Here is a 23,439-nt window from a genome sequence, read left to right as displayed (position 1 = left end):
AGAACCCCCAAAGGATATTGGGACAATCAAGGGACATAACCACTTCGGTAATTCAGTGCCTCAGACTCAAAAAATACCCGTTTGAACTATAATTAAACACATCGGGTCTTATTTATAGAGGGCAAAGGATGGCCAAACTAAATCCAATTTCGTTTGAAGAAGCATTAGAGAATTCAACCAACAAAAATAGATCCATATTGTTGGGTAATGGCTTCAGTATTAGTTTATGTGAAAATTTTGATTATAAATATCTATACAAACAAGCACAAAAGTTAGCAGATGAAGGGGAGATATCCATAAGTAAGAGCATCAAAAATCTATTTGATGACATCAATACCTGCGATTTTGAGAAAGTGTTGGACCATTTAAATATAACTATAGAAACCATAAAACATTATCCTAAAGCGGAATTACTCAACAGAACTCTCAATAAGGATAAGGATAATCTAATTGCCGCTTTCTACAATACAATAAACTCTGTTCATCCCAAATTCCAAAGCGACATTTCTCCTGGTACTTTCATAGCATGTTTAAAAATATTATCAAACTTTAACAAAATATTTACTACAAACTATGATCTTTTACTGTATTGGATAATTATGAATAGGACTAATCAACATTTAGACCTGTTCAATTTACATGATTTTGACTTTTCATCATTACCACATGACGATGGATTTACGCGTGATATGAATACCAATGATTTTCCAAAATGGAATAATAATCTTTCAAGGGGTCCGCAAGATGTTTTTTACTTACATGGAAGCTTATTCATTATTAATGCTATAGAAAATTTTATTAAGATTAATAACGATAGCAAAGACGGGCGCATTTTAGAACAGATAGATAAATGGTTGAAGGATGACCAGCAACCATTAATTGTTTTAGAGGGTAATTATAAAGATAAGGCTAAAAAAATTTATAGACACTCATACCTTCGATGTTGTCTAAATGCTTTATCTACTTTAAAGGGTGATCTATTTTTAATCGGCTTTTCAATAAACGATGAAACGGACAAACACATCATTGAAAGCATTCAAGAATCTGTGATTGAAAGGGTTTATGTTGGGTACTATAAAGAATTAGATAAAGATTTTGAAAAAAGAATAAAACAATTATCGTATACAAATGACCCAAGCAGAGAAAGAGAACTATTTATTTTCAATACAAATGAAGCAATACAATGGAAAGCTATTAAGCTAGTTACTAAAGGTAAATAGTTATCTACAACTGTCCCATATGTGTCCCATAATCCGGATGGTGATTTTGAAAACAACCTATAACCATTGGTATACCTGGTGCCGCTGCGCGGAATCGAACCGCGAACCTTTTGAATATTAATCAGAAGAATTGAGTTCATATATATATGATAAAACTCAATATTTGAGTTTGTATTATATATTCAGGGGCAATTATGGGGTACTGCATTTTTGTCTGTAAGCAAAAACAAACTTATTTGTTTGATTTTTTGCCTCATTATTTTACTTTTAGCGAATCGAAATGGGTGGCGCAAATGCCTTTAGTAGAGTTTACCTACTAGGAGGTGACCGCCAGTAAGACCGAACATAAATGGGATCGCTGTATAGCTTTCTCCAATGTTGCCTTACAAAAACGGTTTTTTTGCTATGTAGCATCAAGTACTCCTTCAGTTACTTCCCTAGTAAATCCTAGGTTTTGAGCTTTATTGCCCTGTTCCAATAGCAATTTTCTCAAAGTGAAATAACATAAGGCGGAGCGCCACTGTTTAATTATAGAGCATAAATGAGTCCTAATTTTCTAAACTAGGCTAAAATTAGATAAAAAGGATAAATAATGATAAAAAATAGTGAAAAGGAATCAATAATCCGCATTAGACCATTTTTAAAATGGGCCGGCGGTAAGTTCCAGATAATAAATAAAATTCGTGCGAGCCTACCTAAAGGGGCTCGTTTGATTGAACCGTTTGTAGGTTCAGGAGCAGTTTTTTTAAATACGAACTATAACAAGTTTATACTCGCTGATATTAATGCTGATCTAATTAACTTGTTTGAACATTTGAAGTTTGAAAAGCATGATTTTATCCATTTTTGTAAGCAATTTTTTACTGCTGAATTTAATAAAAAATCAACCTTCCTATCATTGCGTACAGAATTTAATTCAACTACAGATAGCCACTTGAAGGCTGCACTATTTATTTATCTCAATCGTCATGCTTTTAATGGCCTCATGAGGTACAACAGTTCTGGCATGTTTAACACGGCTTTTGGGGATTATAAAAAACCTTATTTTCCAGAAAATGAAATGTTGGTTTTTATTCAAAAAGCGGAAAAAGCAGAATTTAAATGTGCTGATTATAGCGTAATTATGGGAGAAGCTATTAAAGGAGATGTAGTTTATTGCGACCCCCCATATGTTCCATTATCTGCATCAGCCAATTTTACAAAATATCATTCCACAGCTTTTGGACAAGAAGACCAGAGACGATTAGTTGAGTTAGCTAAAGAACTGGCTGCGAAGGGGATTCCTGTAATTTTATCTAATCATGATACGGCTTTTACTCAGAATTTATATCAAGGATCAAGCATTATCAGTTTTGAGGTGCAACGGAATATCAGTTGTAACGGGAGCACAAGGGGACGAGCACGTGAAATGCTTGCCCTATTTAATTAGGGGTGTTGCCATGAAGCAGGGTGGTTCATATGCAAATAGTAGCGGAAAGGTTCTTGAGGGATTAGTAGAGTTCGCTCTAACAAAAAAGGGCTTTACTGTAACTCGTTATAAGGATTGGAAATTAAACCCTTCGAATTTTGGCGAAGAGCTATTATTAAAAAATGTGCCATATGAAGGAATTTATAAACATGCCAGTACCACCGAGTTTGTCTTAATATCTAAGGCATATAACTTAAATACAAGAATTGAATGTAAATGGCAACAAGTTTCTGGGAGTGCTGATGAAAAACTACCTTATTTGTTTTTGAATTGTTCTGAAAAAATGTTTGAGCCCCATATTATTATTTTACTTGACGGGGGTGGTTCAAAGACTGGAGCAGTAAATTGGCTACGTGAGGAGTGTGATAAATTTAATTTAAGCCAGTCAAATGCTTCAAAACGGCAAATAGACTTAATGGATATGACCGATTTTGTTAAATGGGTTAATACAGTTTTTAAATAGAGATGAGAATATTGAATAAGAGAGTTTCCATGCAATATCAGCCAATTATGAAGCAAATAAGAGCGGCCATCTCCAAAAATGATGCTGATCAATTATTGAATATTACTTCAGCAGATTGGGTAATGGTTTATTTATATACAGATCATATTTTCCTAAACTCATTTACCGTTGAGCAAGAAAATTTTGATTTATATGATTCAGATGAGATTTTGTCCTTAGATTTTCCTTTAAAAGAGTCTTCGATTTCTTGCTTCAAGCATAGCGAAGATGATGGTTATAGTAGTTCAATGGAAGTTTCACACGAGTTTGGTTTAGATAATAGCTTAATGTGGCCACTTTTCTTCAGTCGTGCAAACTATAAAGATGGGAAATTAATTACCCAATATGAATTATTACAACATTTTGTTCATGCTAATGGTTTGTATTTGGATAATGAAAAGGGTACTTTCAATTTAATAAACGAGGATGGTGATGTAGAACCAAGGGCATTAATAATAGTTGAGCAGAATTTTAATTTAATACTTTTTGAAAGAAAAGCATTAGATTATTACTTGGGTTATGCAAATCATTTTTTAGTACGTTTTTTTGAGTTAAAAGAATTAGAGAGTCCTCTGCAATGGAGTATTAGTAGTTTACAAACTTCAAGAATCAAACGAAGAATTTATGAATATGAAGATATACCACGGTTTAAAGGTGCAGAGGTAATCCAAACAGTCTATTCAATTGAGCAGATTGAAAAAGGCGATCCTAAGAAATACGAGAATTTTATTATTACTGATTTTAAAAATAGTAAAATAGTCGAATGGTCTTGTGCTCCAGAAATGCTTGATAATTACTATAAAGATACTGGTAAACCTTTTCAGACAAGCCCAGCATTTTTTAATCCAGAAGTATTGTCTAAATATAAAAATAATCATGAGAAATATGAGGTCAGAGATCGGGGAATTCATTGCTATGGAAGTTGGAGTTTGAAGTCTTACTCAATAAATGATGAAGGACAGGTGCACGCTTATATTTATTGTTTAGGGCAATTACCCCATAAAGAACAGCTTCATTGGAAGCAGTATAATGAAGAGCCAAAAGCGGGGATTTCAAAAGTCGCTTATAACACGGATTTTTTAGCTGAATTCGATGAAGAAGAAAGTTCTCTTAGAGCGATAAAACAAAAATTAGCCAATTTTCCTCCTTATTCTTTAGATAAGGAAAAATTTGTATTATGGGCTCCTAAAGGGGGTGATATTGATATGCTATTAAAGCAGATTCACCCAGTTATTACTGATATCAAAAAAGAGTATTTAGATTATTTGTTGAATTTGACTATTTTAGTTATTGATGGATTACAGGAAAAGGTCATTCGTAGATTAGTAAATGCTGAAGAGAATAAGAGGAGCCTTGAGTGTTTGGAGATACTTTTGAAAAACTGGGGTTCTCCAAATGCAGATAAGATAATGAAAGCACTAAGGTGCTTGCAAGCTAAAAGAAGTAAATATGCTGGCCATGGTGGTGGTAAAATTGATTTTGATATTAAAGAGGATTCTTTGGCAATTACTTATGAAATTAATGAGGCTATACACTTGTTAAGTGAGGAAATTGATAAAAATAGCAGGTAAAGGAATTTATTTTAAATGCCCCATGTTATTGGGATGAGTTGCTATTTGTTATTTCTGAGTGCCCCATCAGTGCCCCTCAGACCGTTTCAGTTTTTACTACTCGTAACTACTTGATTTTATTGGTGGGCCCACTAGGACTTGAACCTAGGACCAACGGATTATGAGGAGTATGTTAAAAGTCTAAGGGCAAGATAAAGCTATAGTGATTCCTGTTGAATACCTTTTAATTTATTAAATTTGTTTAAGGTATCTTTGGTTATTTGAACGATTTTATCATCATCAAAATTAAATTTATCAACGGCAATTTCTTTGATGATGCCATTAATTTGAATAATGAGTTTTTGGCAATACTCTTCAATGTTTGTAGTCTTCTGCTCATCTTTATTATCAGACTTACTGTTCATCACCATCAGTCCAATTTCAACAAGCCGTGTTGTCGTATAAGAGAGTGAATCATTCTCCTTACCGGCTATTTTAATTATTTGTTTATGAAGATTGTCAGGTAAGGTCACGGTGATTCTAGCCATAATATAACCTCTTTTTCGATTGTGTTGGATGTCTGGCTGATGCATCCATGCACGCCACCCCTAATTACAATTAGATCATATTAGGCTATATATTTCAACTGGTTACGAGTGTCAGTATGCAGATCTGCATCAGATAAATCTGACAAAATATTTAAAAGTGATGCACATTTGCATACTGGTTTTTGATTGCTATTTAGCAAATATTTAGTGTTTCGTAGCCGATTCTTGCAAATATGATTTTATATTGAATAAATACAATGAGTTACACACACAGCAACCAGTTGCGAAAGGTGTGGTGCGACAAGATAAGTCGCTGTTTTGAGTTGTTAATCGGAAGGAATTTCGAAAACCATTTGTATCGTCAGATGAACCTACGGGAGTTAATAAAGCCTCCCTGACAATGTAGTGAAACTACAGCTGAAGGGCTGATAGTGAGATGTTAACATCCGAAAGGAAGTAAATCTACCTGATAGCCAAAATCGGGATAGCTACTAGGTAGCTGGTATGGTGAACATAAGTGAATCTGTGATAAAGGTCGTAACTCGCAACAAGCGCAATTGGCTGAATCGCTTGAACCAAAAGGTACGAAAGGTAGCTGGGGAAATCACACGAACCCCACACGATTACGAAACTTTCCGGCCGAGAGCAGACACCTAACCCGGCATTACTTGAACAGCGGAACTTGGAAACCCTATATTTCTCTTCGTAAGAAGACAGTAGCCTGCAAAGGCTGCCTATGGAAGTGTAGGCTTGGGATATCGGAAAAAGCGAAGGCCAATTTGTAATGAGTTGGATACGGGTTTCAATGTCACCCGGTCTGAAAAGAAGCCCACGTCCGATTGGTCTTTCATTGCGAAAGAATTTGCAGAATTTGTAGAAGTGAGGAAAGCAAATGACGGATAATTTATTATCTGGTGCGCCTGACGCATTCATCTTAAATACAAAGTGGGATCAGCTCGACTGGCCTAGTATTGAGAAAAATGTATACAGACTTCAAGTGCGTATCGCAAAGGCAGTGAGTAATAAACAGCACGGAAAAGTGAAGTCATTGCAATGGCTGCTGGTTAATTCCATCAGCGCAAAACTTCTTGCAGTGAGACGAGTAACGACAGCAAAAGGAAGCAAGACGCCTGGTATTGATGGTGTTGTTTGGACAACATCAGAAGAAAAATGCGAGGCGGTGCGCAACCTAAAAGCAAGAGGGTATAAGGCAACTCCGCTTCGAAGGATTTACATCCCGAAGAAGAATGGAAAAGAGCGTCCACTAAGCATACCCACTTTGAAAGATCGGGCAATGCAAGCACTCTATTTGTTAGCATTAGAACCCGTTGGAGAGACTACAGCTGATCTAAATTCCTATGGATTTAGACCAAAGCGAAGTACTCATGACGCGATATACCAGTGCTATGCAACCTTGGCACGGAAAAATTGCGCTCAATGGATTTTAGAAGGCGACATTAAGGCCTGTTTTGATGAAATTGATCATGGATGGCTCAAAAGTAATATCATAATAGATCAACGAGTGCTAACACAGTGGTTGCAGGCAGGCTACATGGAAAAGAATCAATTATTTGAAACAGCACGAGGTACTCCGCAAGGTGGTCCAGCCTCACCACTGCTCGCAAATATGGTTCTAGACGGACTTGAGAGGGAAATTCACTCCGGCTGTGGGCAAGGCAATAAAATAAATTATATTCGTTTTGCCGATGATTTCATCGTAACTGCAAACAGTCCTGATATCCTCAAAGAAAAAGTGATGCCGATAATTTCAAACTTTCTTGCACAACGAGGTCTTTCATTGTCACAGGAAAAAACCAAAATTGTGCATATCGAGGAAGGCTTTGATTTTCTCGGATTTAATGTCAGGAAATATAAGGGTAAGTTCTTAACTACGCCCTCAAAAGACAGCATTAAATCCGTACAAATGAAAATCAAAGAGACCGTCAAGAAAGGATATGGTTGGAAAGGCTCGGAGCTTATCTCAGCGCTGAATCCTATCATAAAAGGATGGGCTAACTATCATCGAAAAGTCGTCTCAAAAGCAACATTTTCCGAACTGGATAATTACATATATCAAGAAACATTCCGTTGGACGATGAGGAAGTTTAGTGGTCATAATCGCTATAAAGCAATGGATCGTTATTTTCGAAATCGTAGCCTTACAAGGCGCTGGATTTTTAGTGACGTGGTTAAGGCCAAGGACGGTACGAAGAAGTATGTTTGTATTAACAAAATGATGGATATAAAAATACAACGACACGTCAAAATTAGGTCGAGCGCCAACCCCTATCTACCCGAGTATGTTAAATACTTTGAAGATAGAAAAAAATGGGCTAAAGACTGCTCCTTTGTTCAACGAATAAAGGACAAACAATTGAATGTTATTGGTAGCGAATACCTGCTGGGTGAATAGCTTCAGAAAGGCTTGAGCGTAGTGCGGTGAAAGTCGCATGCTGCGTTCTTAGGCTTACTATTACCCATAACTAAGAAAGAGCAAGATTCCAACCTTCCGCAAGGTCGACTAATCTTTTCCATCCTCTCCACAATGTTATAGGACCAGGTTCCCCATCGTTTTTACGGGCTAAAAAGCCGCCTAGCTGAGCTATCCATTTCACGGCTTCTTTTATTGTGGGTGGTGTTTCAGGATAGTGTTTTGTATGATGTATTTTGGTATACAAGACGTTCCATTCCTCATTAGCCAATAAGAACGAACAAGGAAGATCGGGGCTTTCTCTAGCAACTAGTGTGATAAAAAAAATTCGCCATGCAATGACACTCATTATTGTAAGAAAGCGAACTAATCTATCGGCTGCACCGAGCCTGCATTCTTCAACTTTAAAACCAGATTTTAAGATTTTGTGAAAAATTTCTATCCTCCATCTTAAGCAATACCATTGTATTTTTTCTACTGCCTCTTCAAAATTATTAATGTCTATGTTGGTCAACAACATCCAATTCATAGGCTCTTCGCCCAGAGGAGGAGATTGTTCTATGACATACACTGCATTTAGTTTTAAATCAGGGAGTGTTCTGGTTTTACGTTTCACGTTATTTTTAGGAGGGTTCATCACAAAATGATCAAACCTTACTTCTAATGTTGCTGTTCTTTTAGGCTTATTATCTCGAGCAGGAATAGTGACTTGAATTTCCCCCCGACAAGGCGAACCACTCACCAAATCCCATAATTTTTCACCACTTTTTTTAGAGTAAATTGATGTCTTATTTACTGTTCTATCTTGACGTGCCCTCACTACAAAAGGACATTGATTTGTCGATGCTACTTCAAATAAATCATAAATATCTGCCTCTCTATCACAAACAGTAACCACCTTAGCATTTTTTAAATCCGGATAATTATTAGAGTGTTCGAGAGACTCGATCCAACGCATACTTTCTTTTTCCTCTATAGGAAGAGCGATATTATGACTTCTTTTTTTCAACTCCTTTACTGTCTCATCTAAAAGCGGTCTAGAACTAATTTTTTGATCCAGTAATCCTATAGGCAGGCCTTCTGTAGTTACTGCAAATGTGGTATGCATTACCAATCCATGAGTTTGAAAATTAGTTGTTTTAGAGCGAACTCTAGCTGCTATAATTCCTAATCCTTCAGTCTTTTTATGATTTTTATAAGAAATATAACTCGTATCCTGGATGGCTAAAATAGTTGGATAGTTCTTGGCTCTTTCAATAGTTTTAGTGATATGACTATCAAGGATTTTTCTTTCCGATACAGCATCATTTTGAAAAAATCTATAAGCTGCTTTACTTTGATGCCAATCGTCACATGCTCGATTTATTGAACATTCAGGGGAGTTGGCAAAGCTATCTGCTATTTTTAGAAGTCTTTTACTTAATCGTTTATCACCAAAATTAACTATTCCGAACTCACTCTCTGCCCATCCAGAAGATGAGTTATTTTGATTCCCTTTTATCATTTGCTCTCATTATCAGTCAAAATACTGCCCTTATTTATAACAGAGAGTTAAATTAAAGAAAAAGTTTTTCTTATAATTTATAGACTTATGGGTAATAGTAAGGTTCTTAGGGGACGGGATCGGGGCAACTCGATCCTGTTACCCGACCTGTCTTCTTTTTATAGGTTGATTTTATTCATTAATTTTGTACGGAAATTTATGCGAGCATGAAAATATTTTATCAAGCGCAGGACAATTGCGCGTTTGTGATTTTATGCTGAATCTACATTTCGGCTACCCAATTTACAAGTCATGCTCACCCAGCGTTAACCTACTCTGCTCTTTGCTTGTTTCCAGATAGACATCAACTCATCAAAAGTTTGTCCTTCCAAATTAATGAGTTTCATTTCATGAGCAATCATTTTGACAGCGCGGAGCCGCCGCTCAAATTTTTCCACGGTTTGTTGCAGTGTATCTTTGAGATCTAATTTACAAAATACACACAGTGAAAACACGGCATGCAATAGGTCACCTATTTCTTCCTGCAAAGCAGATGAGTTATCATTAATTCCTGCTTTTAAATGCTCATCGACTTCAATACACTCACTTTGGATTTGAGTCATAATCTGATCGGTCGTTTCCCACTGAAAACCAAATTCAGTAGCTTCATTTTCTAATGCTGCAATTTTTTCTAATAGATTCATTAATTATTTCCACGTTATTCTTGTCTACCACGTAAATATAAAACTTTTGTGTTCGATCCAGGATTGACTCGTTCTTCCGTTTCAAAAATCTCCGGTTTTCCCTTAACCAAATCACTCAGCTTTTTGAAACCATAAAGCCTGGAATCAAAGTCTGGTTTTAACTTAGTTAAATAGCCACCAAATGTTCCTATGTATGCCCAACCAGTATCATCGTATGAGTTATTTAATGCTTCTAGAATAAATTCTTTTGGAAATTCTTGTGCTGAGGGTTCATTAGCTTTTGCTTGTTTAACAGGCTGCTTTCTCTTTTTTGACTGGCTAATTAATTGATCAGGTGGTGCTACAGGGCGTAGTACTTCAGTGAAAATAAATTTATTGCAGGCATTACGAAATGCCTCTGGTGTTTTTTTTTCTCCAAATCCAAAAACTTGCAACCCTTCTTCACGAATACGGTTAGCAAGACTTGTAAAATCACTATCACTTGACACGATACAAAAACCACCAAAACGATGCGTATAAAGTAGATCCATAGCATCAATAATAAGTGCACTATCTGTTGCATTTTTTCCAGAAGTAAAAGCAAACTGCTGTACTGGTTTTATAGCGTATTTATGCAATACCTTTTTCCATTGTGCGCTAGATGGTAAGGTGAAATCGCCATAAATTCTCCTTACGATAGCATCTCCATAACCAGCAATCTCAGTTAAAAGACCATCAATAATAACTGCTCGAGCATTATCAGCATCAATAAGTACAGCTAATTTTAACGCGGCTTCATCTGTTGTAATTTTTGTCATGCTAATTGACCTGTTTTATAAATTATTTATTTTTGGAACGATAAAATTTACACTCAACACCATGACCAAGTTCATCTTTATAATATTCCATACCACACTTCTCCATTACTCGATGTGATGCACTATGTTTGAGTGGCGCAAAAGCAATAATATAATCAGAATTGATATTTATTTTACTCCATTCAAGAAGTGCCTCTAGTGCTTCAGATGCATAACCCATACCCCAAAATTTTCTTACAATAAGGTATCCAACTTCAATTTCCCCTGTTTCAATTGGCCCAAATCCACATCGTCCAATGAATTCATGAGTCACCTTATTGAATATAACAAAACCAGGCAATCCTTTATCTCCATAAAGGTTCATAATCTGTTTTATTCTTCGCTTAGTCTGCTCGCGATCTTGTGTTCCATCAGGAAAGAATTTTCTAACTTCTCGGTCTGCATGAAGCTGAGCAACTTGATCTAAGTCCTCATCCTTAATTAAACGCAAAAGCATCCTTGGTGTTTCAATTTTAATGGTCATATTGGTTCACTTATAATCCTATATTTTCTATATATTGAATTTCTTCTTGTGTAAGCTCAAAGTCATATATGTTTAAATCATTATCCATGTGTTGTTGATTTGTAGTGCCGGTTAAAGGCAATATCCCCACTTGGTTTGCAAAGCGAAATATAATTTGCGGGATGGTTTTATCATATTTTACAGCAAGTGATTGCATGTGAGGGTTTAATAAATACCGCTGATTCGCAGTGAGCAAAGAAAATCCTTGATAGATAATCTTGTTTTTTTGACTAAATGTCCTAACGTCTTGATCCCATTGTGTTATGGCGAAACATCTATTTTGTATAAACGACGGCTTTATAGAGACTTTTCTATATAGTTCTTCAACTTGTACCATATTAACGTTAGAAATGCCGAGAAACTTTACCTTTCTACTACACACCAGCTCTTCCATGGCCTGCCAAATTTCTAAATCTGCATCGATTATTCCATGAGATAGTGAAGGGCCATGAAGTATATAGGCGTCAATGTAGTCTGTCTGTAAATGTTCTAGTGAGCTTGCAAAGGATTGCTTGACCTGGTTGGTCAATGAATCAAATTCATCATAAGGTTTTCTATGATCTTGGCCATGTACAGAGGTAAATTTTGTTTGTAGAAATAAATCACTGCGTGTTTTTTGACTAGTTGTTAAAAATTGATCAATTGCATCACCCACGGCTTCTTCAAAATAATGCCTACGTTGATTGGCAGTATCAATCCCTCGAAATCCTGAGTTGAGTGCCTGGAGCACCAAACGTTTTGTGTCATCTTCTTTCCATGCTGTACCATATAAAATAGGGGGAGTGGTTGATGTGTCGTTTTGTTTTATATTCATAATGCCGCCTCCATTGGTGTCACAGCATAACCAAGCATTATCCTCCTCAAAATATAGAGGTATTTTTCGGAGGATAATGAGCTAAGGAACAAAGCCATTAATAGACCCTGTGTCAATTTTATTTTGACTTTGAGCTTTCCACAATTGAGCATAGGCACCATTTTGATTTAGTAGTTCATTGTGGGTACCTTGCTCAATAATCACACCTTTAGCGAGTACCAGAATATTATCTGCATGCGTTACTGTAGAAAGTCTATGTGCAATAATAAGTGTTGTTGTGTTGATCGATATCTGTTTGAGACAGGTCTGAATGTCTTTCTCTGTTTTCATATCCAGTGAAGATGTTGCTTCATCAAAAATAAAAATTTTAGGTTTTTTAAGCAGCATTCTAGCGATGGCCACTCGCTGTTTTTCGCCACCAGACAATTTTAATCCGCGCTCACCAACTCTGGTTTCTAACCCATCAGGCAGTTTTGCCACGAACCTGTCAAGATGTACTGCTTGTATTGCATCCGCCAATTCATCATGAGTGACATGCGGATTTCCATATATCAGGTTATTTCTTAAGGTATCATTGAATAAAGCAGTTTCCTGAGGAACAATACCGAGTATTGCTCTGAGTGATGCATGTTGGATATTGCTAATATTTTGCCCATCAATCTGAATACTCCCCGAATTCAAATCGTAAAGCCGAAAGATTAATCTTGCGAGAGTGGATTTGCCGGATCCTGAGGATCCAACGATTGCAGTAGTGGTACCGGGTTCAACTATAAAGCTAACGTCATCAAGAATTTTTCGATGTTCATTATAAGTAAAATGGACGTGATCAAATTGGATTTTTCCTTCTTTGTACTTAAGTGTTCTGGCATTGGGTTGGTCTTGAATATCGATAGGAATTTTCAGCAACTGAATCGCGGTTTGAAAACGAGCTAAATCATCTCGGGTAACACGAATTCGATAGCCTAGCATGGATAATGGCAGCATGAACATGAATAAATAGCCATGGACCAGTACAAAATCTCCGACATTCATGCTCCCTGCAATGACTCGGCTGCCAGCAAGTAAGAGCATAATAATAACACACATACCGACAATGACATTTTGCATAAGATGAATTTTTGCATCGGCATTTAATGCTCGAGTATCTGCACAGGCCTTTTCTTGTAATTTTTGAGCAGCTGTATTGATTTCATCCTGTTGGGTATTAAAATATTTCACGGTATCCGCATGCAACAGGCTTTCCACCAGATAGGCGTTTGCAGATGCATCTTCATTGTTTTGCTTCATTCTGCATTTTACAATCCATTGAGCGGTGTAATAGCTTAGCAAGATATAAGAAACCAGCATCAACAATAGAACCAATCCAAAAAAAAGATCATAAAAATAGCTCAAAAAAATCATAGCAAAAATTATTTCTATAAGAACCGGCAATATCATCACAATAGGTCGACCAATAAGATCAACAGCAGACGAGTGTGAACGTTCTATGATTGTAAGAATTTCGCCTGATTTACGTTCTCTATGAAATTTTGTGGAAAGCGCTTGTACGTGATCAAAAAGTTCTAAACAAAATTTTCTCGCCCCTTCTAATTCTACAGGAAAAGCTATTACTTGACTGAGGGTGATACAAGCTTTGGATGCACCCCAAACCGATGCATAAGTCAGAATGATGACTAAAGGGGTGCTGTTTAAAAATAGGGCATGTCCAGAGAGTGCATTAATGGCTTCTTTTAAAAAAATGGGGACACACAAATTTAGTGCAATGGAAATCAATATAAATAAGAGAGCCAAGACAACGTGAATTTTTCCTCTTAGGCTGTTCTTTGTCCAAACGCAAGGCCAAAGATAGTAGATAGTTTCTTTAATGCTGGGTAAACTTTCATTCATCATGATGCACTCTTTTGCTGCTGGCTATTCCACATGGAGTAATATAATCCCTTTTTCTCGATTAATTCTTGATGCGTTCCAGCTTCTACGATTTCTCCGTCTTGTAAAACAAGAATGTTGTCAGCATGAATAATCGTACTCAAACGATGTGCAATGACTATACTGGTGGTATGTTTTGTAACTTCCTCAATATTTTCCTGGATATTTTTTTCAGTCTGCGTGTCGAGCGATGCGGTTGCTTCATCAAATAACAAAATACTCGGGTTGCGTAATAAACATCTTGCTATTCCAATCCTCTGGCGTTCTCCTCCTGATAATTTAAAACCCCCTTCACCGATGTTGGTTTCAATTCCTTTGGGGAGGTTTTTTACCATCTCTTCCAAGTGCGCCAGTTGGATTACGTTATTGATTTCACGCTCGGAGATATTTAGAGCACCGTAGCAGAGATTAAACCTCAACGTATTGTTGAAGAGTAGAACTTCTTGTGGAACAATTCCGATTTGTTGGCGTAATGAATGCTTGCTCACAGCAGTAATATCCTGGTCATCTATGAGTATTTGTCCCTGAGTGACTTCAAATAATCCCAGCAATAATCGTGCAATCGTTGATTTACCCGATCCGCTGGGTCCCACAATAGCTGTCATCTTTGCGGGTGGAACTTCGAAGCTTACATTTTTTAAAATGGGGTGTTCTGGTTGGTAACCGAAAGTGACGTTTTTAAAGTGAACATGCGGGCCGGTAATGAATAAAGGTTTTGCATCAGGATGGTCTTGTTCAACTTCATCGGTTTGATCTAATAAATAGGCTGAATATTCTATTTTGGATAAATCATTTTTGGTATCTCGCCAACGCACACTAGCTTCGCTTAAAGGTTCAAATAACTGTAATAAATAGCCATTAATCAGGACAAAGTCACCAATTTTTAACTGTCCAATTAAAATTTGGTACCCTACTTTATAGGACAAAAAGGCAAGACCCCCCGCAATAATGAGTGTTTGTATCACCAAAAATGTACCGTTTCCACTAAATAATGCTGTATTTGCATGAACGCTTTCTTGTAAAAATTGGTCTATTTTTTTATGTTCTACGGTTTGACTGTTGTAGTATTTTACAGTTTCTGTGTTGAGTAGGCTGTCGGTAATTGCGGAACTTACATTTAATTCAGCAATGCTACAATTTTTTTGCAGGACTGTGGATTTTTTTTGAGTGAGTCCATTAAAAACAAGATAGATTCCCAAAATAATAATTAGATAGAGGCCATAGCTTAAGCCATAGAAGTGCCAAATGATTAAAAAAGCGAAGAGAATTTCTAAAAAAACAGGCACAATCCGAAACAATATGTTCGAGATAAGCATCGCGATTGCAAGCTGTGCGCGACTGATAGCGCTGGTTATTTTTCCGGTTTCCTTATCCAGATGAAATTTGTAATTTAAAGCATGAAGGTGTGCAAAGACATGAGTACTATAATCCGCAATTGTTGTACTTATGTTTACAAAAGAAAGCATCTCGCGAATTTTTTCACTGCATCTTGCCAGCATCCAGAGTAATCCATAACAGCAGATCAGCGAGATAATCATCATGCTCGATGTCCTTATCGTACCGGATAATGCAGTTACTATATCTTTAAAAAAAATGGGTACAATTAAATTTAAGGCGAGTGTTGTGAAAACCAAAAATAATGAAAATATGACCCGAAACTTTTTTTTAAAATTATTTTTCGGCCAAAAAAATGGAAAAAAATGGGATATTATCTGTAAACTCGTCAAATAGAGTCCTTATTGATTATTATCATATGATTGAGGAGGATAACATTAAATAATTTAGGAAGTAAAAAAACCGTAGACATTGAGGCAAGCGCAAAATAATTTGTGTTCAAAAAAACATACATTTGTGGAATAATATGAGTCAATCCGTAATGATATTCTATGCACGGACATGTTATTTGAAATAAAAGATTTCTTGATAATGATTGATTTTTGATAGGATAATGATTTAAATTTTTATAAAATAAATAGTGCAAAATTTTGATTGCCAAATTTTGGAGGGACTATGGAATTATTAGATGCAGTTGAGGCATTGGTGAAAAATCCACTCCTTGATACAGTGGCTTTAGAGGATTGGGTTTTAAGTAAAAGCTTGGTTGAATCATATAAAAACTCAGATACACATAAGATCAGGGAGTTAATCACTGATAAAAAGAATTTTTCGGATATGAGCCATGTGATCCCGTATCCGGATATGAGCCATGTTTTTCCAGTGACCAAATAAGGATTTAAGTGAAAGTTGTAGCGTTAGTTGGTACTGGAATTAAAACAATAGCTCATATTACAGAAGAAGCAAAAGGATATATTTCTACTTGTGATAAGGTAATCTACTTAGTTAATGAACCCTTGCTAGAGCGCTATATTCGTAAATTAGCGAAATCATCAGAGTCACTGGATGAAATATACTTTAACTCTAAATCAAGAGAAAGTGCTTATAATAATATTGCACAATATATTTATAGCGCGATAGAAGATGTACGATCATTATGTGTTGTTATATATGGTCATCCATGTGTGTTTGCTACTCCTGGCTTGCTCGCTTTGTCTATGCTTGATGATAGCATTAAAACAGTGGTGTGCCCTGGTATTTCAACTCAAGATTGTTTATATGCCGATCTTAGGTTTGATCCCGCATCTGGAGGTATCCAATCCTTTGATGCTACGGAATATCTTCTATATGATAAAGTAGTAGATCCTTCTTCTCATGTAGTAATTTACCAGATTGGTATGGTTGGAAATCTGGGTTTACCAACAAATAAAATCAATTTTGAGGCTCTTAATTTTATTAAAAAAAAATTAATCGAACTCTATAAAAAAGAAAAAAAAGCGGTTATTTACGAAGCCGCTCTTTATCCTGGTACTCATCCAAAGATATCTGAATTTGATTTAGAGCAACTTGATAGGCAAGAGTTAACAACACTGTCTACTTTGTATATTCCTCCCGATAAAATACAACGAATGCCGAGTTCTGATGCATTAAGGTTATTAAATCAAGTGGCATAGTTTAGTGGATGTATCTAATTTTTATTTAATGTGAGGGATTACAATGAGCTCAACAGTCAGCTCTTCTAAAGTAGGGTTCTCTTTTAGTGATTTACCAGTCACTTGTAAATTATTATTGGCTCTTTCTTTTATAGAGGCTATTGGAGGCGGCCTATCTTACCATATTGCGTATTTTTTTAGTGTAAGCACCAATTTTAATAAATTAAATATAGGCTTCTTAGGCTTTTCAATGGGGATTGGAGCTATTTTGGGCAGTATATGTGGTGGATACGTTACGGGAAAAGCACAAGCAAAGGGTATAATTGGGGCAAGTTTCTTACTCATGGGCGTCGCATTTGTTATTCTAGCAAAAGTGAGTTCTTTTCATTTATCTGTTGTCTTTGTATTGTTAATGGGATTTGGGATCAACTTGTTCATCACTTGCAGTAACTCATCTTTCTTGCAGATTTCAAAAAATACCAATCACAGTTTAACGATTGCCCAATCCTATAAAAATGCACTGGAAAATACTGGTGGTATTGTGGCAATGGTTTTGATAATGCTTTTAGCGCAAAATCATTTTAAATTAGCAATGACTTTGGTCGGCGTTACTTTGATATTGTTTTCAATAGTTATTTTTCTAAAATTAGAAATCAGTAATCAGGATGTGGCCGCAAAACCCAGTAATAAAGAAGAAATTGAGTCAGTCTATAGCTCGCTTATTCCAATGTTATTTTCAGTATTTTGCATCGGTTTAACTTATGGGATACAAAAAACAGTACTAGGCATTCACTTAAACGAAACAATAGGAAATTCTTTAATCATTGGATTTTTTTTCGCAACTGATCCCATTTTAATCGCATTATTTCAAGTAAAATTATCAAAAAGGATTGAGCGATTCAATAAACATATAGTTGCTTGTATCGGCTGTATTTTATTAGGGGTGTCAACGTTTGCTATGGGCCTGTCTTCTACAATACAAGGAATGTTTTGTTCGCTTTTAGTATTTACTCTTGGTGAAATGTTGTTTATGGCGTACTCCGTTGCATTATGTCATCAATATGGAAGCTCTAACCACAGTGGCCTAGGTATAGGGGCGTGGCGCAGCGCATATGCATTAGGCATGATGATTGGCCCTCTCATATCAGGAGTAGCAATGTATTATTTCAATGCCCAAAGTGCTTGGACAATATCTTCTTTGCTTTGTTTCATGAGTGCCTTCTTAGTATTTAATTCTAAAAGAGCACAGCGATTAGAAGCTGTTTATTGAGATGCATCCTTTAAAAAAAGGCGCATCTTGACAAAAAGTGTCATTGCTTAAATGATGCACTCCAGAATCATTTTTTAATAAATGATGAATGTCCGAAAGCCAATTTTTTTTATTCTCAAACCCATGGTAATAAACAAATTGAGCTTTTTTGGCTTTTTCTTCAAGAATTGTACCAGCCCATTCTTCATGATTAGAGGAAAATAGTTCTTTATATTTATTTGTAACGATTTTCATATTTTCAAGCTCAGAAATTAGAGTCGCTCTTTTTCTGGACAACCCTTGATATGGTCGAAAAATAGGATGTTGAAGCGAAAAATATACTGGATTTTTTTCAACATGTTTTTTAGGTATTAATATAGACGGTTCTGTTTTTAGCTTATAAATGTCTTTTAAAACGTAGCCTATCCATGATGCAGGCAAGAACTCATCGGTATTGGTAAACGAAAACCCATATTTTTCACCTATGAGAATTTCAAAGATATATTTAGCGGTATCTTGAATAAAAAAATCTCGTTCTAAATTTGACTTATCAAAAGCAACCCTAAAAATATGTTGATAATAGTCCCCATAGTAGGTGTAAGCATAATAATGTAGATAATACTTAAAGAAATATTTATTAATATTGATCCACTCAGGATTATTAACAATGTTATCTATCCATTTTTCAGAGAAGTAAACAATAGAGGCCCTCCATTTACTTTCAGCAGGGCAAGATTGGTAAATTCGTTTAAAAAATTCACTGTGATCATGGTATGAATTGGGGATGGTGCAATCAATTCCAGATCGAATAAGACGATTATGGCTTCTTTTGCATCCAATATTTTGTATTACAAGAGTGGTTTGTGCCCCAGCTTTTACAGACAGTATGCCATTAGGCAAGTATCGTTTAAGTGGTTTTATCTGGGTTACATGTCCAATGTTAAAAAAATCCCCTTTCTTATCTATGTAAACAGGATGCGTTTCATTTTCTGAATCACCTCTTAAGTACCATTCAAAGCACTTATCTAATACAAGACCTAATGGACAACTGTGAAATCCATAAAAGAGGTCTTTAGTAATTGGTTCTTGAGATGAAAAATTATTAAGAGTTTGAAGCTTTCCTTGGTGCGGAATATAAAAGGTTTCAGAATCACCAATTAAATCACCATATCCAAAGTTAAAAACATATAGTGGGAAATCTTTTCCTGGCGCAATTTCATCAACTAAGAAAAAAAACTCAGGATTAGAGCGTTTTACTTCCTCTCTAATTTCATCCCAACAAACTCTAGTAAAATTCCTACAAAATTCCATATTAGTCTTTTTGTTAATTAATTTGCTTTTTATTTTGAATTAAAATGCGTATTTGCCAAAGATTTTAGTGATATAAATGACAAACATATTATGCTCTAATCAAATCAAGCTTGTCAAATAAGTAAAGTACGTTGTTGTTGTCGTAATAAGGATTTTAATCATGAAGATTGTAAGTGAACAGGTTATTAATGGAGAGCGTATTGCGACTCAGGTTATTGATACAATCTTAAGCAGTACAGAACACAATCTTGTTACATTATCCGATATATTTGGGATATCTTTAAATAAGCTTGTTCTGAAAAAGGGGTTTTCAAATGATGAGATCTTAATGATTGTAAAGATAGGAAATTCTTTATTCATTAATTAATAAAATACTTTAGCCCCATTCTTTACCCAACCTATTATTTGAAACATTGATGCTGATTCAAATCGAATTTGTGGCCAGTCCGGATTGATAGGTGAGCATATAAACGTATTGTCTTCTGAGCTTATTTTTCTAAATAAGTTCTCTTCTGTAGCGTTAATATGAATCAGTACTAAATCGCAGTGGTTCTGTTTTTCTTTACAGAAAGTAACTAGGTCACCTGCATTATAAATAGGAGACATACTTTTATCGTGCACAATAAAAGCAAAATCATCATGCGTTATGTTGTCTTGAATTGATGAAGGTATTGGGAGGTAACCTTCAATTTTAGATGAGGCATTGATTATAGGGATCGTTTGGAAGGGATGATCCTTCATAGGTTTGTGGTCAATATCTAAAAATAATAACCATGTTGGAGAAACACCCAATGCACTACCGAGTATTTCTGCATCTTTAAACCTGGGCGTTCTTGTTCCTCGTTCCCAATTACTAATTCGTTGCGCTGAAAAACCAGTGACTTCAGCCAACTGCACTGCAGTGAATTTTTTGTTTTTTCGCGACTCTTTAATTCTTAACCCTATTTTTAATTTTATATCCATATAAATACCTTGCAAAATAAACATAATTGTTTATTATAAACGTTATCGTTTATATTTGTGTGTATTGTTTACCTAGCGTTTATTATACACATAAGTTGAATGAACAGTAACAAATAAACAAACCGATTTAGATAAAAAAATATGTTTAGGCGTTTTCTGTAGCTATCTACAGAATAAGTTGAAAAGGAGTATTCGTTGTGGAAAATAACTTTAGGCTACAAATCTGTAAGAACATCATTAATTATCTATTAGAGTCAACTAACTATACTCTAAAAGACATTGCTGCTTTACTAAATTGCTCAATAAGACAATTACGTTCTATTTATTTCGATGAGTTAATGCCAACTAATCTATATTGCGAACGGGATCTTGTGAGGCTTTATCATTTAATTCTTGAACTCAATACTAATAAATATGTGCACCAGGGTTATAAATGGGGTTGCTTATGAATACTTTTAATATTGAAGAGGCTTCAAAGTTTCTAGGCGCCCACAGGGAAACTATCCGACGAATGGCTGCATCAGGTGAACTACCTGGAGTAAAGATAGGGCGAGGTTGGCGTTTTATAGAACAAGATCTTGCGATGTATATGCGAAACAAGTACTCTACTTGCGATGCATCGTGGGGTGTCGATATAGGAGATAATAAATGGCACTCACGAAAAAAAATGGGTTTTGGTGGATCGACGTCACCTTCGGTGACAAGCGTATACGCAGAAGCACTAGGACTAAAGTAAAACAACAAGCGCAACAATTCCATGATAATTTTCTACAAGATCTATGGAGTAACAAGCATACCAAATTACCCCAACAGAAATCGTGGGTAGATGCTGTTGTGCGATGGTTAGAGGAATCAGCGCATAAACGAAGTTTAGTTACGGATAAATTTCATTTGGCCTTTCTGGACCCTTATCTTGGCCAGAAAACGTTAGATGAAATTAACGCCGAATTAATTGAATTTATTGCGCAAGAAAAAGAGCGGACTAATGTTACTCCAACGACGGTCAACCGAATGTTGGAAATTATACGTGCTATTTTAAACAAAGCTCATAAGGAATGGCAGTGGATAAACACCATGCCATTATTCAGAATGAGAAAAGTTGAAAATAAACGTATACGTTGGTTGAGTAGGGGACAGGCTAATAAATTGATTCAGGAGCTACCAAATCATTTGAAAGATATGGCAGCTTTTACTTTGGCAACTGGTTTACGCCAATCTAATGTTACTCAATTGCAGTGGAGTGAAGTGGATTTAATTAGAAAACATGCACTCATTCACCCTGATCAATCTAAAACAAAGAAGGCTATCCCTGTTCCTTTAAACTCTCAGGCAATTGTCATTATAGAAAAACAAGTGGGCTTACATCCCACATTTGTATTTACCTATTTTGGTAAGCCTGTTACGCGATGTAATAATCATGCTTGGCAAAAAGCGTTGATTCGGGCAGGAATCAAAGATTTTCGCTGGCATGACTTGCGTCACACTTGGGCAAGTTGGCATGTGCAAAATGGTACCTCATTGCAAGAATTACAGCAATTAGGTGGATGGTCAGAATATGAAATGGTGTTACGTTACGCGCATCTTTCAAGTGACCATTTAAAGGTGGCAGCGGAAAGAATTACAAAAAATTCTGGCACGTTTTCGTCACTGTAACTTGGTTTTTACGGCACGTTTCGATCCAGGCAACCGTTAACTACCTGATTTTAAAGGGTTTAAATGGTGCGCTCGGAGGGACTCGAACCCCCGACACCTTGGTTCGAAGCCTGATGCTCTAGTTTTAAATTCGTTATAAATCAATACCTTGTGAAGCGTCAAATTCACCAGGAACTGCCTAAAACTGCCTATTACAGCGTAGTGCCGCCACAGTTGAGACACGTTTTGGTCACAGAAAAAAATTAGTCATTTTGTCATAAATTAACTTCAATGTGTTATTTTTTTATTAGGGTAAAAGGATTTTCTTAATGCAAAACTTGAACAACACAATTTCTGGTTTCCAAATTGGAAATTATAGTACAACCCCATTTCTATGGAGCAAGAATTGATAAGCTCCTTGAGGACTATGGTCAAAGGTCAATATTGACAAAAAACAGCTTGGGTAGTTTAATATTAATAATATAGTTAAACTATAAGTATATTTATGTCATCAAAAATAAACTGGCTTCTGAATAATATTGCCTCAGGTGAAATCTTGCTCCAGTCTTGGTTATCAAGCCATGGAATTACTCCACAATTAGCAAGAAAATATTGTCAAAGCCAATGGTTGGTAAAATTGGGGGTAGGGGTTTATTATCGTGCAGGGCGTAAACCTAGATGGCAAAATGCAGTTTATTGTCTTCAGAATCAGAGTCGGTACATGATTCATCTTGCTGGTTTAACCAGTTTGGCTCAGCAGGGCAAATCGCATTACCTACAGTTTGCACCAGACTCTATTTGGATAAACGTTCAAGCAAAAACGATTTTACCAAAGTGGTTTAAAAATTTTCCAGAATTAGTTATTTCTGATGAACTAATACCAAATTGGGAAATCATTAAAACATCCAAGTTAAATGCTCAGGATGAGAATGACTTAACTACTATAGAAGTAGATGGGATTAAGTTAAAAGCAAGTAATCAAGAGTTAGCCGCATTCGAGGTGCTGGAGGCTGTACCTTCCACTTTGTCATTTGAGCATGCAGCAGAGCTTTTTCAAGGATTGGTAAACTTAAGTCCACGAAAAGTAGAACATATTTTAAAAAGAAGCGGATCTATTCAAACGAACCGACTTTTTTTATTTTTGGGTCATTTCTATAAACATCCATGGGCTGAACGGGTGAATGAGTCCTTAATTAATCTTGGTGCAGGTAAGCGTCAAATAGTCCCTGATGGAAAATTAGAAAAACAATATCAAATCACCGTTCCAGAACAATTTATAAGTAGCGATTAAA

Annotated in this window: 23 protein-coding genes; 13 read left to right on the top strand and 10 right to left on the bottom strand. The window is 35.9% G+C overall.

Translation table 11 applies throughout. From position 1 onward, the window contains the following. Positions 1–128: 128 nt before the first annotated feature. The 5 genes from OQJ02_RS10355 to OQJ02_RS10335 all read left to right on the top strand — a co-directional run bounded on the left by OQJ02_RS10355 (position 129) and on the right by OQJ02_RS10335 (position 4,761). Positions 129–1,220 (top strand): DUF4917 family protein, encoded by a 1,092-nt coding sequence (locus OQJ02_RS10355; protein ID WP_010947789.1) that lies wholly within the window; start codon positions 129–131, stop codon positions 1,218–1,220. 194 nt (positions 1,221–1,414) lie between these two features. Beyond that, complete coding sequence (locus tag OQJ02_RS10350; RefSeq protein WP_015444247.1) at positions 1,415–1,540, top strand: hypothetical protein; 126 nt, start codon at positions 1,415–1,417, stop codon at positions 1,538–1,540. Positions 1,541–1,812: 272 nt separating this feature from the next. Next, on the top strand, positions 1,813–2,649 hold the full coding sequence (locus OQJ02_RS10345; RefSeq protein ID WP_010947788.1) for a Dam family site-specific DNA-(adenine-N6)-methyltransferase: 837 nt from the start codon (positions 1,813–1,815) through the stop codon (positions 2,647–2,649). Between the two features lie 10 nt (positions 2,650–2,659). Further along, a complete protein-coding gene (locus tag OQJ02_RS10340) occupies positions 2,660–3,151 on the top strand; it encodes a PD-(D/E)XK nuclease superfamily protein (protein WP_015444248.1) in 492 nt (163 codons plus the stop codon). Positions 3,152–3,180: 29 nt separating this feature from the next. After that, positions 3,181–4,761 (top strand): hypothetical protein, encoded by a 1,581-nt coding sequence (locus OQJ02_RS10335; RefSeq protein WP_015444249.1) that lies wholly within the window; start codon positions 3,181–3,183, stop codon positions 4,759–4,761. A 197-nt stretch (positions 4,762–4,958) separates the two neighbouring features. Here OQJ02_RS10335 and OQJ02_RS10330 read toward each other — a convergent pair whose 3' ends face one another. Next, positions 4,959–5,288, bottom strand: coding sequence for a hypothetical protein (locus OQJ02_RS10330; RefSeq protein WP_223499473.1), 330 nt, complete (start codon positions 5,286–5,288; stop codon positions 4,959–4,961). Between the two features lie 892 nt (positions 5,289–6,180). Here OQJ02_RS10330 and ltrA point away from each other — a divergent pair. Further along, positions 6,181–7,701 (top strand): group II intron reverse transcriptase/maturase, encoded by a 1,521-nt coding sequence (gene ltrA / locus OQJ02_RS10325; RefSeq protein ID WP_010947783.1) that lies wholly within the window; start codon positions 6,181–6,183, stop codon positions 7,699–7,701. 70 nt (positions 7,702–7,771) lie between these two features. Here the strand turns inward: ltrA and OQJ02_RS10320 are convergent, their stop codons facing one another. The 7 genes from OQJ02_RS10320 to OQJ02_RS10290 all read right to left on the bottom strand — a co-directional run bounded on the left by OQJ02_RS10320 (position 7,772) and on the right by OQJ02_RS10290 (position 15,732). Further along, positions 7,772–9,223: an IS4-like element ISLpn5 family transposase gene (locus OQJ02_RS10320; RefSeq protein ID WP_010947782.1), complete on the bottom strand. Its 1,452-nt coding sequence runs from the start codon at positions 9,221–9,223 to the stop codon at positions 7,772–7,774. Between the two features lie 305 nt (positions 9,224–9,528). After that, positions 9,529–9,906, bottom strand: a complete 378-nt coding sequence (locus OQJ02_RS10315; RefSeq protein ID WP_010947781.1) for a MazG nucleotide pyrophosphohydrolase domain-containing protein — start codon at positions 9,904–9,906, stop codon at positions 9,529–9,531. A 14-nt stretch (positions 9,907–9,920) separates the two neighbouring features. Continuing rightward, positions 9,921–10,703: an NYN domain-containing protein gene (locus tag OQJ02_RS10310; RefSeq protein WP_010947780.1), complete on the bottom strand. Its 783-nt coding sequence runs from the start codon at positions 10,701–10,703 to the stop codon at positions 9,921–9,923. Between the two features lie 22 nt (positions 10,704–10,725). Continuing rightward, positions 10,726–11,226: a GNAT family N-acetyltransferase gene (locus OQJ02_RS10305; protein ID WP_010947779.1), complete on the bottom strand. Its 501-nt coding sequence runs from the start codon at positions 11,224–11,226 to the stop codon at positions 10,726–10,728. A gap of 10 nt (positions 11,227–11,236) precedes the next feature. Further along, complete coding sequence (locus tag OQJ02_RS10300; RefSeq protein WP_010947778.1) at positions 11,237–12,079, bottom strand: aldo/keto reductase family protein; 843 nt, start codon at positions 12,077–12,079, stop codon at positions 11,237–11,239. An 81-nt stretch (positions 12,080–12,160) separates the two neighbouring features. Then, a complete protein-coding gene (locus OQJ02_RS10295) occupies positions 12,161–13,969 on the bottom strand; it encodes an ABCB family ABC transporter ATP-binding protein/permease (protein ID WP_010947777.1) in 1,809 nt (602 codons plus the stop codon). After that, positions 13,966–15,732 (bottom strand): ABCB family ABC transporter ATP-binding protein/permease, encoded by a 1,767-nt coding sequence (locus tag OQJ02_RS10290; RefSeq protein ID WP_010947776.1) that lies wholly within the window; start codon positions 15,730–15,732, stop codon positions 13,966–13,968. The genes OQJ02_RS10295 and OQJ02_RS10290 overlap by 4 nt, the downstream gene beginning before the upstream one ends. A 283-nt stretch (positions 15,733–16,015) precedes the next feature. On the opposite strand from OQJ02_RS10290, the gene OQJ02_RS10285 reads away from it, so the two are divergent. From OQJ02_RS10285 to OQJ02_RS10275, 3 genes are read left to right on the top strand one after another with little or no spacing between them, the layout of a single operon-like run. After that, on the top strand, positions 16,016–16,234 hold the full coding sequence (locus tag OQJ02_RS10285; RefSeq protein ID WP_015444251.1) for a hypothetical protein: 219 nt from the start codon (positions 16,016–16,018) through the stop codon (positions 16,232–16,234). Positions 16,235–16,242: 8 nt separating this feature from the next. Continuing rightward, entirely contained in the window at positions 16,243–17,013 is a 771-nt protein-coding gene (locus OQJ02_RS10280) for an SAM-dependent methyltransferase (RefSeq protein ID WP_010947775.1), read from the top strand. 43 nt (positions 17,014–17,056) lie between these two features. Further along, complete coding sequence (locus tag OQJ02_RS10275) at positions 17,057–18,262, top strand: MFS transporter (protein WP_010947774.1); 1,206 nt, start codon at positions 17,057–17,059, stop codon at positions 18,260–18,262. On the opposite strand, the gene OQJ02_RS10270 is transcribed toward OQJ02_RS10275, so the two are convergent. Continuing rightward, positions 18,245–19,552: a hypothetical protein gene (locus OQJ02_RS10270; RefSeq protein ID WP_010947773.1), complete on the bottom strand. Its 1,308-nt coding sequence runs from the start codon at positions 19,550–19,552 to the stop codon at positions 18,245–18,247. The genes OQJ02_RS10275 and OQJ02_RS10270 overlap by 18 nt on opposite strands. A gap of 160 nt (positions 19,553–19,712) precedes the next feature. Between OQJ02_RS10270 and OQJ02_RS10265 the strand changes: the two genes are divergently transcribed. Then, positions 19,713–19,919 carry a hypothetical protein gene (locus OQJ02_RS10265; RefSeq protein ID WP_021436844.1) on the top strand — a complete coding sequence of 69 codons (207 nt, stop codon included), beginning with the start codon at positions 19,713–19,715 and terminating at the stop codon, positions 19,917–19,919. On the opposite strand, the gene OQJ02_RS10260 is transcribed toward OQJ02_RS10265, so the two are convergent. Continuing rightward, entirely contained in the window at positions 19,916–20,515 is a 600-nt protein-coding gene (locus OQJ02_RS10260; RefSeq protein ID WP_015444252.1) for a helix-turn-helix domain-containing protein, read from the bottom strand. The two genes, OQJ02_RS10265 and OQJ02_RS10260, sit on opposite strands and share 4 nt — an antisense overlap. A gap of 445 nt (positions 20,516–20,960) precedes the next feature. Here OQJ02_RS10260 and OQJ02_RS10255 point away from each other — a divergent pair, with 445 nt between their 5' ends. The 3 genes from OQJ02_RS10255 to OQJ02_RS10245 all read left to right on the top strand — a co-directional run bounded on the left by OQJ02_RS10255 (position 20,961) and on the right by OQJ02_RS10245 (position 23,438). Beyond that, on the top strand, positions 20,961–21,251 hold the full coding sequence (locus OQJ02_RS10255) for a helix-turn-helix domain-containing protein (RefSeq protein WP_025862379.1): 291 nt from the start codon (positions 20,961–20,963) through the stop codon (positions 21,249–21,251). Further along, on the top strand, positions 21,164–22,168 hold the full coding sequence (locus OQJ02_RS10250; RefSeq protein ID WP_010947770.1) for a tyrosine-type recombinase/integrase: 1,005 nt from the start codon (positions 21,164–21,166) through the stop codon (positions 22,166–22,168). Before OQJ02_RS10255 ends, OQJ02_RS10250 begins: the two co-directional genes overlap by 88 nt. A 484-nt stretch (positions 22,169–22,652) precedes the next feature. Then, positions 22,653–23,438 carry a type IV toxin-antitoxin system AbiEi family antitoxin gene (locus OQJ02_RS10245; RefSeq protein ID WP_015444253.1) on the top strand — a complete coding sequence of 262 codons (786 nt, stop codon included), beginning with the start codon at positions 22,653–22,655 and terminating at the stop codon, positions 23,436–23,438. Position 23,439: the final 1 nt, after the last annotated feature.

Source organism: Legionella sp. PATHC032 (assembly GCF_026191185.1).
Taxonomy (GTDB): domain Bacteria; phylum Pseudomonadota; class Gammaproteobacteria; order Legionellales; family Legionellaceae; genus Legionella.
This window is presented reverse-complemented; position numbering and strand designations above follow the sequence as displayed.

Coding starts and splice junctions, on each gene's coding strand:
- OQJ02_RS10245 (WP_015444253.1), top strand. CDS start 22,653: ATGTCATCAAAAATAAACTGGCTTCTGAATAATATTGCCTCAGGTGAA.
- OQJ02_RS10355 (WP_010947789.1), top strand. CDS start 129: ATGGCCAAACTAAATCCAATTTCGTTTGAAGAAGCATTAGAGAATTCA.
- OQJ02_RS10285 (WP_015444251.1), top strand. CDS start 16,016: ATGGAATTATTAGATGCAGTTGAGGCATTGGTGAAAAATCCACTCCTT.
- OQJ02_RS10305 (WP_010947779.1), bottom strand. CDS start 11,226: ATGACCATTAAAATTGAAACACCAAGGATGCTTTTGCGTTTAATTAAG.
- OQJ02_RS10320 (WP_010947782.1), bottom strand. CDS start 9,223: ATGATAAAAGGGAATCAAAATAACTCATCTTCTGGATGGGCAGAGAGT.
- OQJ02_RS10270 (WP_010947773.1), bottom strand. CDS start 19,552: ATGGAATTTTGTAGGAATTTTACTAGAGTTTGTTGGGATGAAATTAGA.
- ltrA (WP_010947783.1), top strand. CDS start 6,181: ATGACGGATAATTTATTATCTGGTGCGCCTGACGCATTCATCTTAAAT.
- OQJ02_RS10335 (WP_015444249.1), top strand. CDS start 3,181: ATGCAATATCAGCCAATTATGAAGCAAATAAGAGCGGCCATCTCCAAA.
- OQJ02_RS10300 (WP_010947778.1), bottom strand. CDS start 12,079: ATGAATATAAAACAAAACGACACATCAACCACTCCCCCTATTTTATAT.
- OQJ02_RS10255 (WP_025862379.1), top strand. CDS start 20,961: ATGAATACTTTTAATATTGAAGAGGCTTCAAAGTTTCTAGGCGCCCAC.
- OQJ02_RS10250 (WP_010947770.1), top strand. CDS start 21,164: ATGGCACTCACGAAAAAAAATGGGTTTTGGTGGATCGACGTCACCTTC.
- OQJ02_RS10275 (WP_010947774.1), top strand. CDS start 17,057: ATGAGCTCAACAGTCAGCTCTTCTAAAGTAGGGTTCTCTTTTAGTGAT.
- OQJ02_RS10265 (WP_021436844.1), top strand. CDS start 19,713: ATGAAGATTGTAAGTGAACAGGTTATTAATGGAGAGCGTATTGCGACT.
- OQJ02_RS10260 (WP_015444252.1), bottom strand. CDS start 20,515: ATGGATATAAAATTAAAAATAGGGTTAAGAATTAAAGAGTCGCGAAAA.
- OQJ02_RS10350 (WP_015444247.1), top strand. CDS start 1,415: ATGGGGTACTGCATTTTTGTCTGTAAGCAAAAACAAACTTATTTGTTT.
- OQJ02_RS10345 (WP_010947788.1), top strand. CDS start 1,813: ATGATAAAAAATAGTGAAAAGGAATCAATAATCCGCATTAGACCATTT.
- OQJ02_RS10340 (WP_015444248.1), top strand. CDS start 2,660: ATGAAGCAGGGTGGTTCATATGCAAATAGTAGCGGAAAGGTTCTTGAG.
- OQJ02_RS10315 (WP_010947781.1), bottom strand. CDS start 9,906: ATGAATCTATTAGAAAAAATTGCAGCATTAGAAAATGAAGCTACTGAA.
- OQJ02_RS10295 (WP_010947777.1), bottom strand. CDS start 13,969: ATGATGAATGAAAGTTTACCCAGCATTAAAGAAACTATCTACTATCTT.
- OQJ02_RS10330 (WP_223499473.1), bottom strand. CDS start 5,288: ATGGCTAGAATCACCGTGACCTTACCTGACAATCTTCATAAACAAATA.
- OQJ02_RS10310 (WP_010947780.1), bottom strand. CDS start 10,703: ATGACAAAAATTACAACAGATGAAGCCGCGTTAAAATTAGCTGTACTT.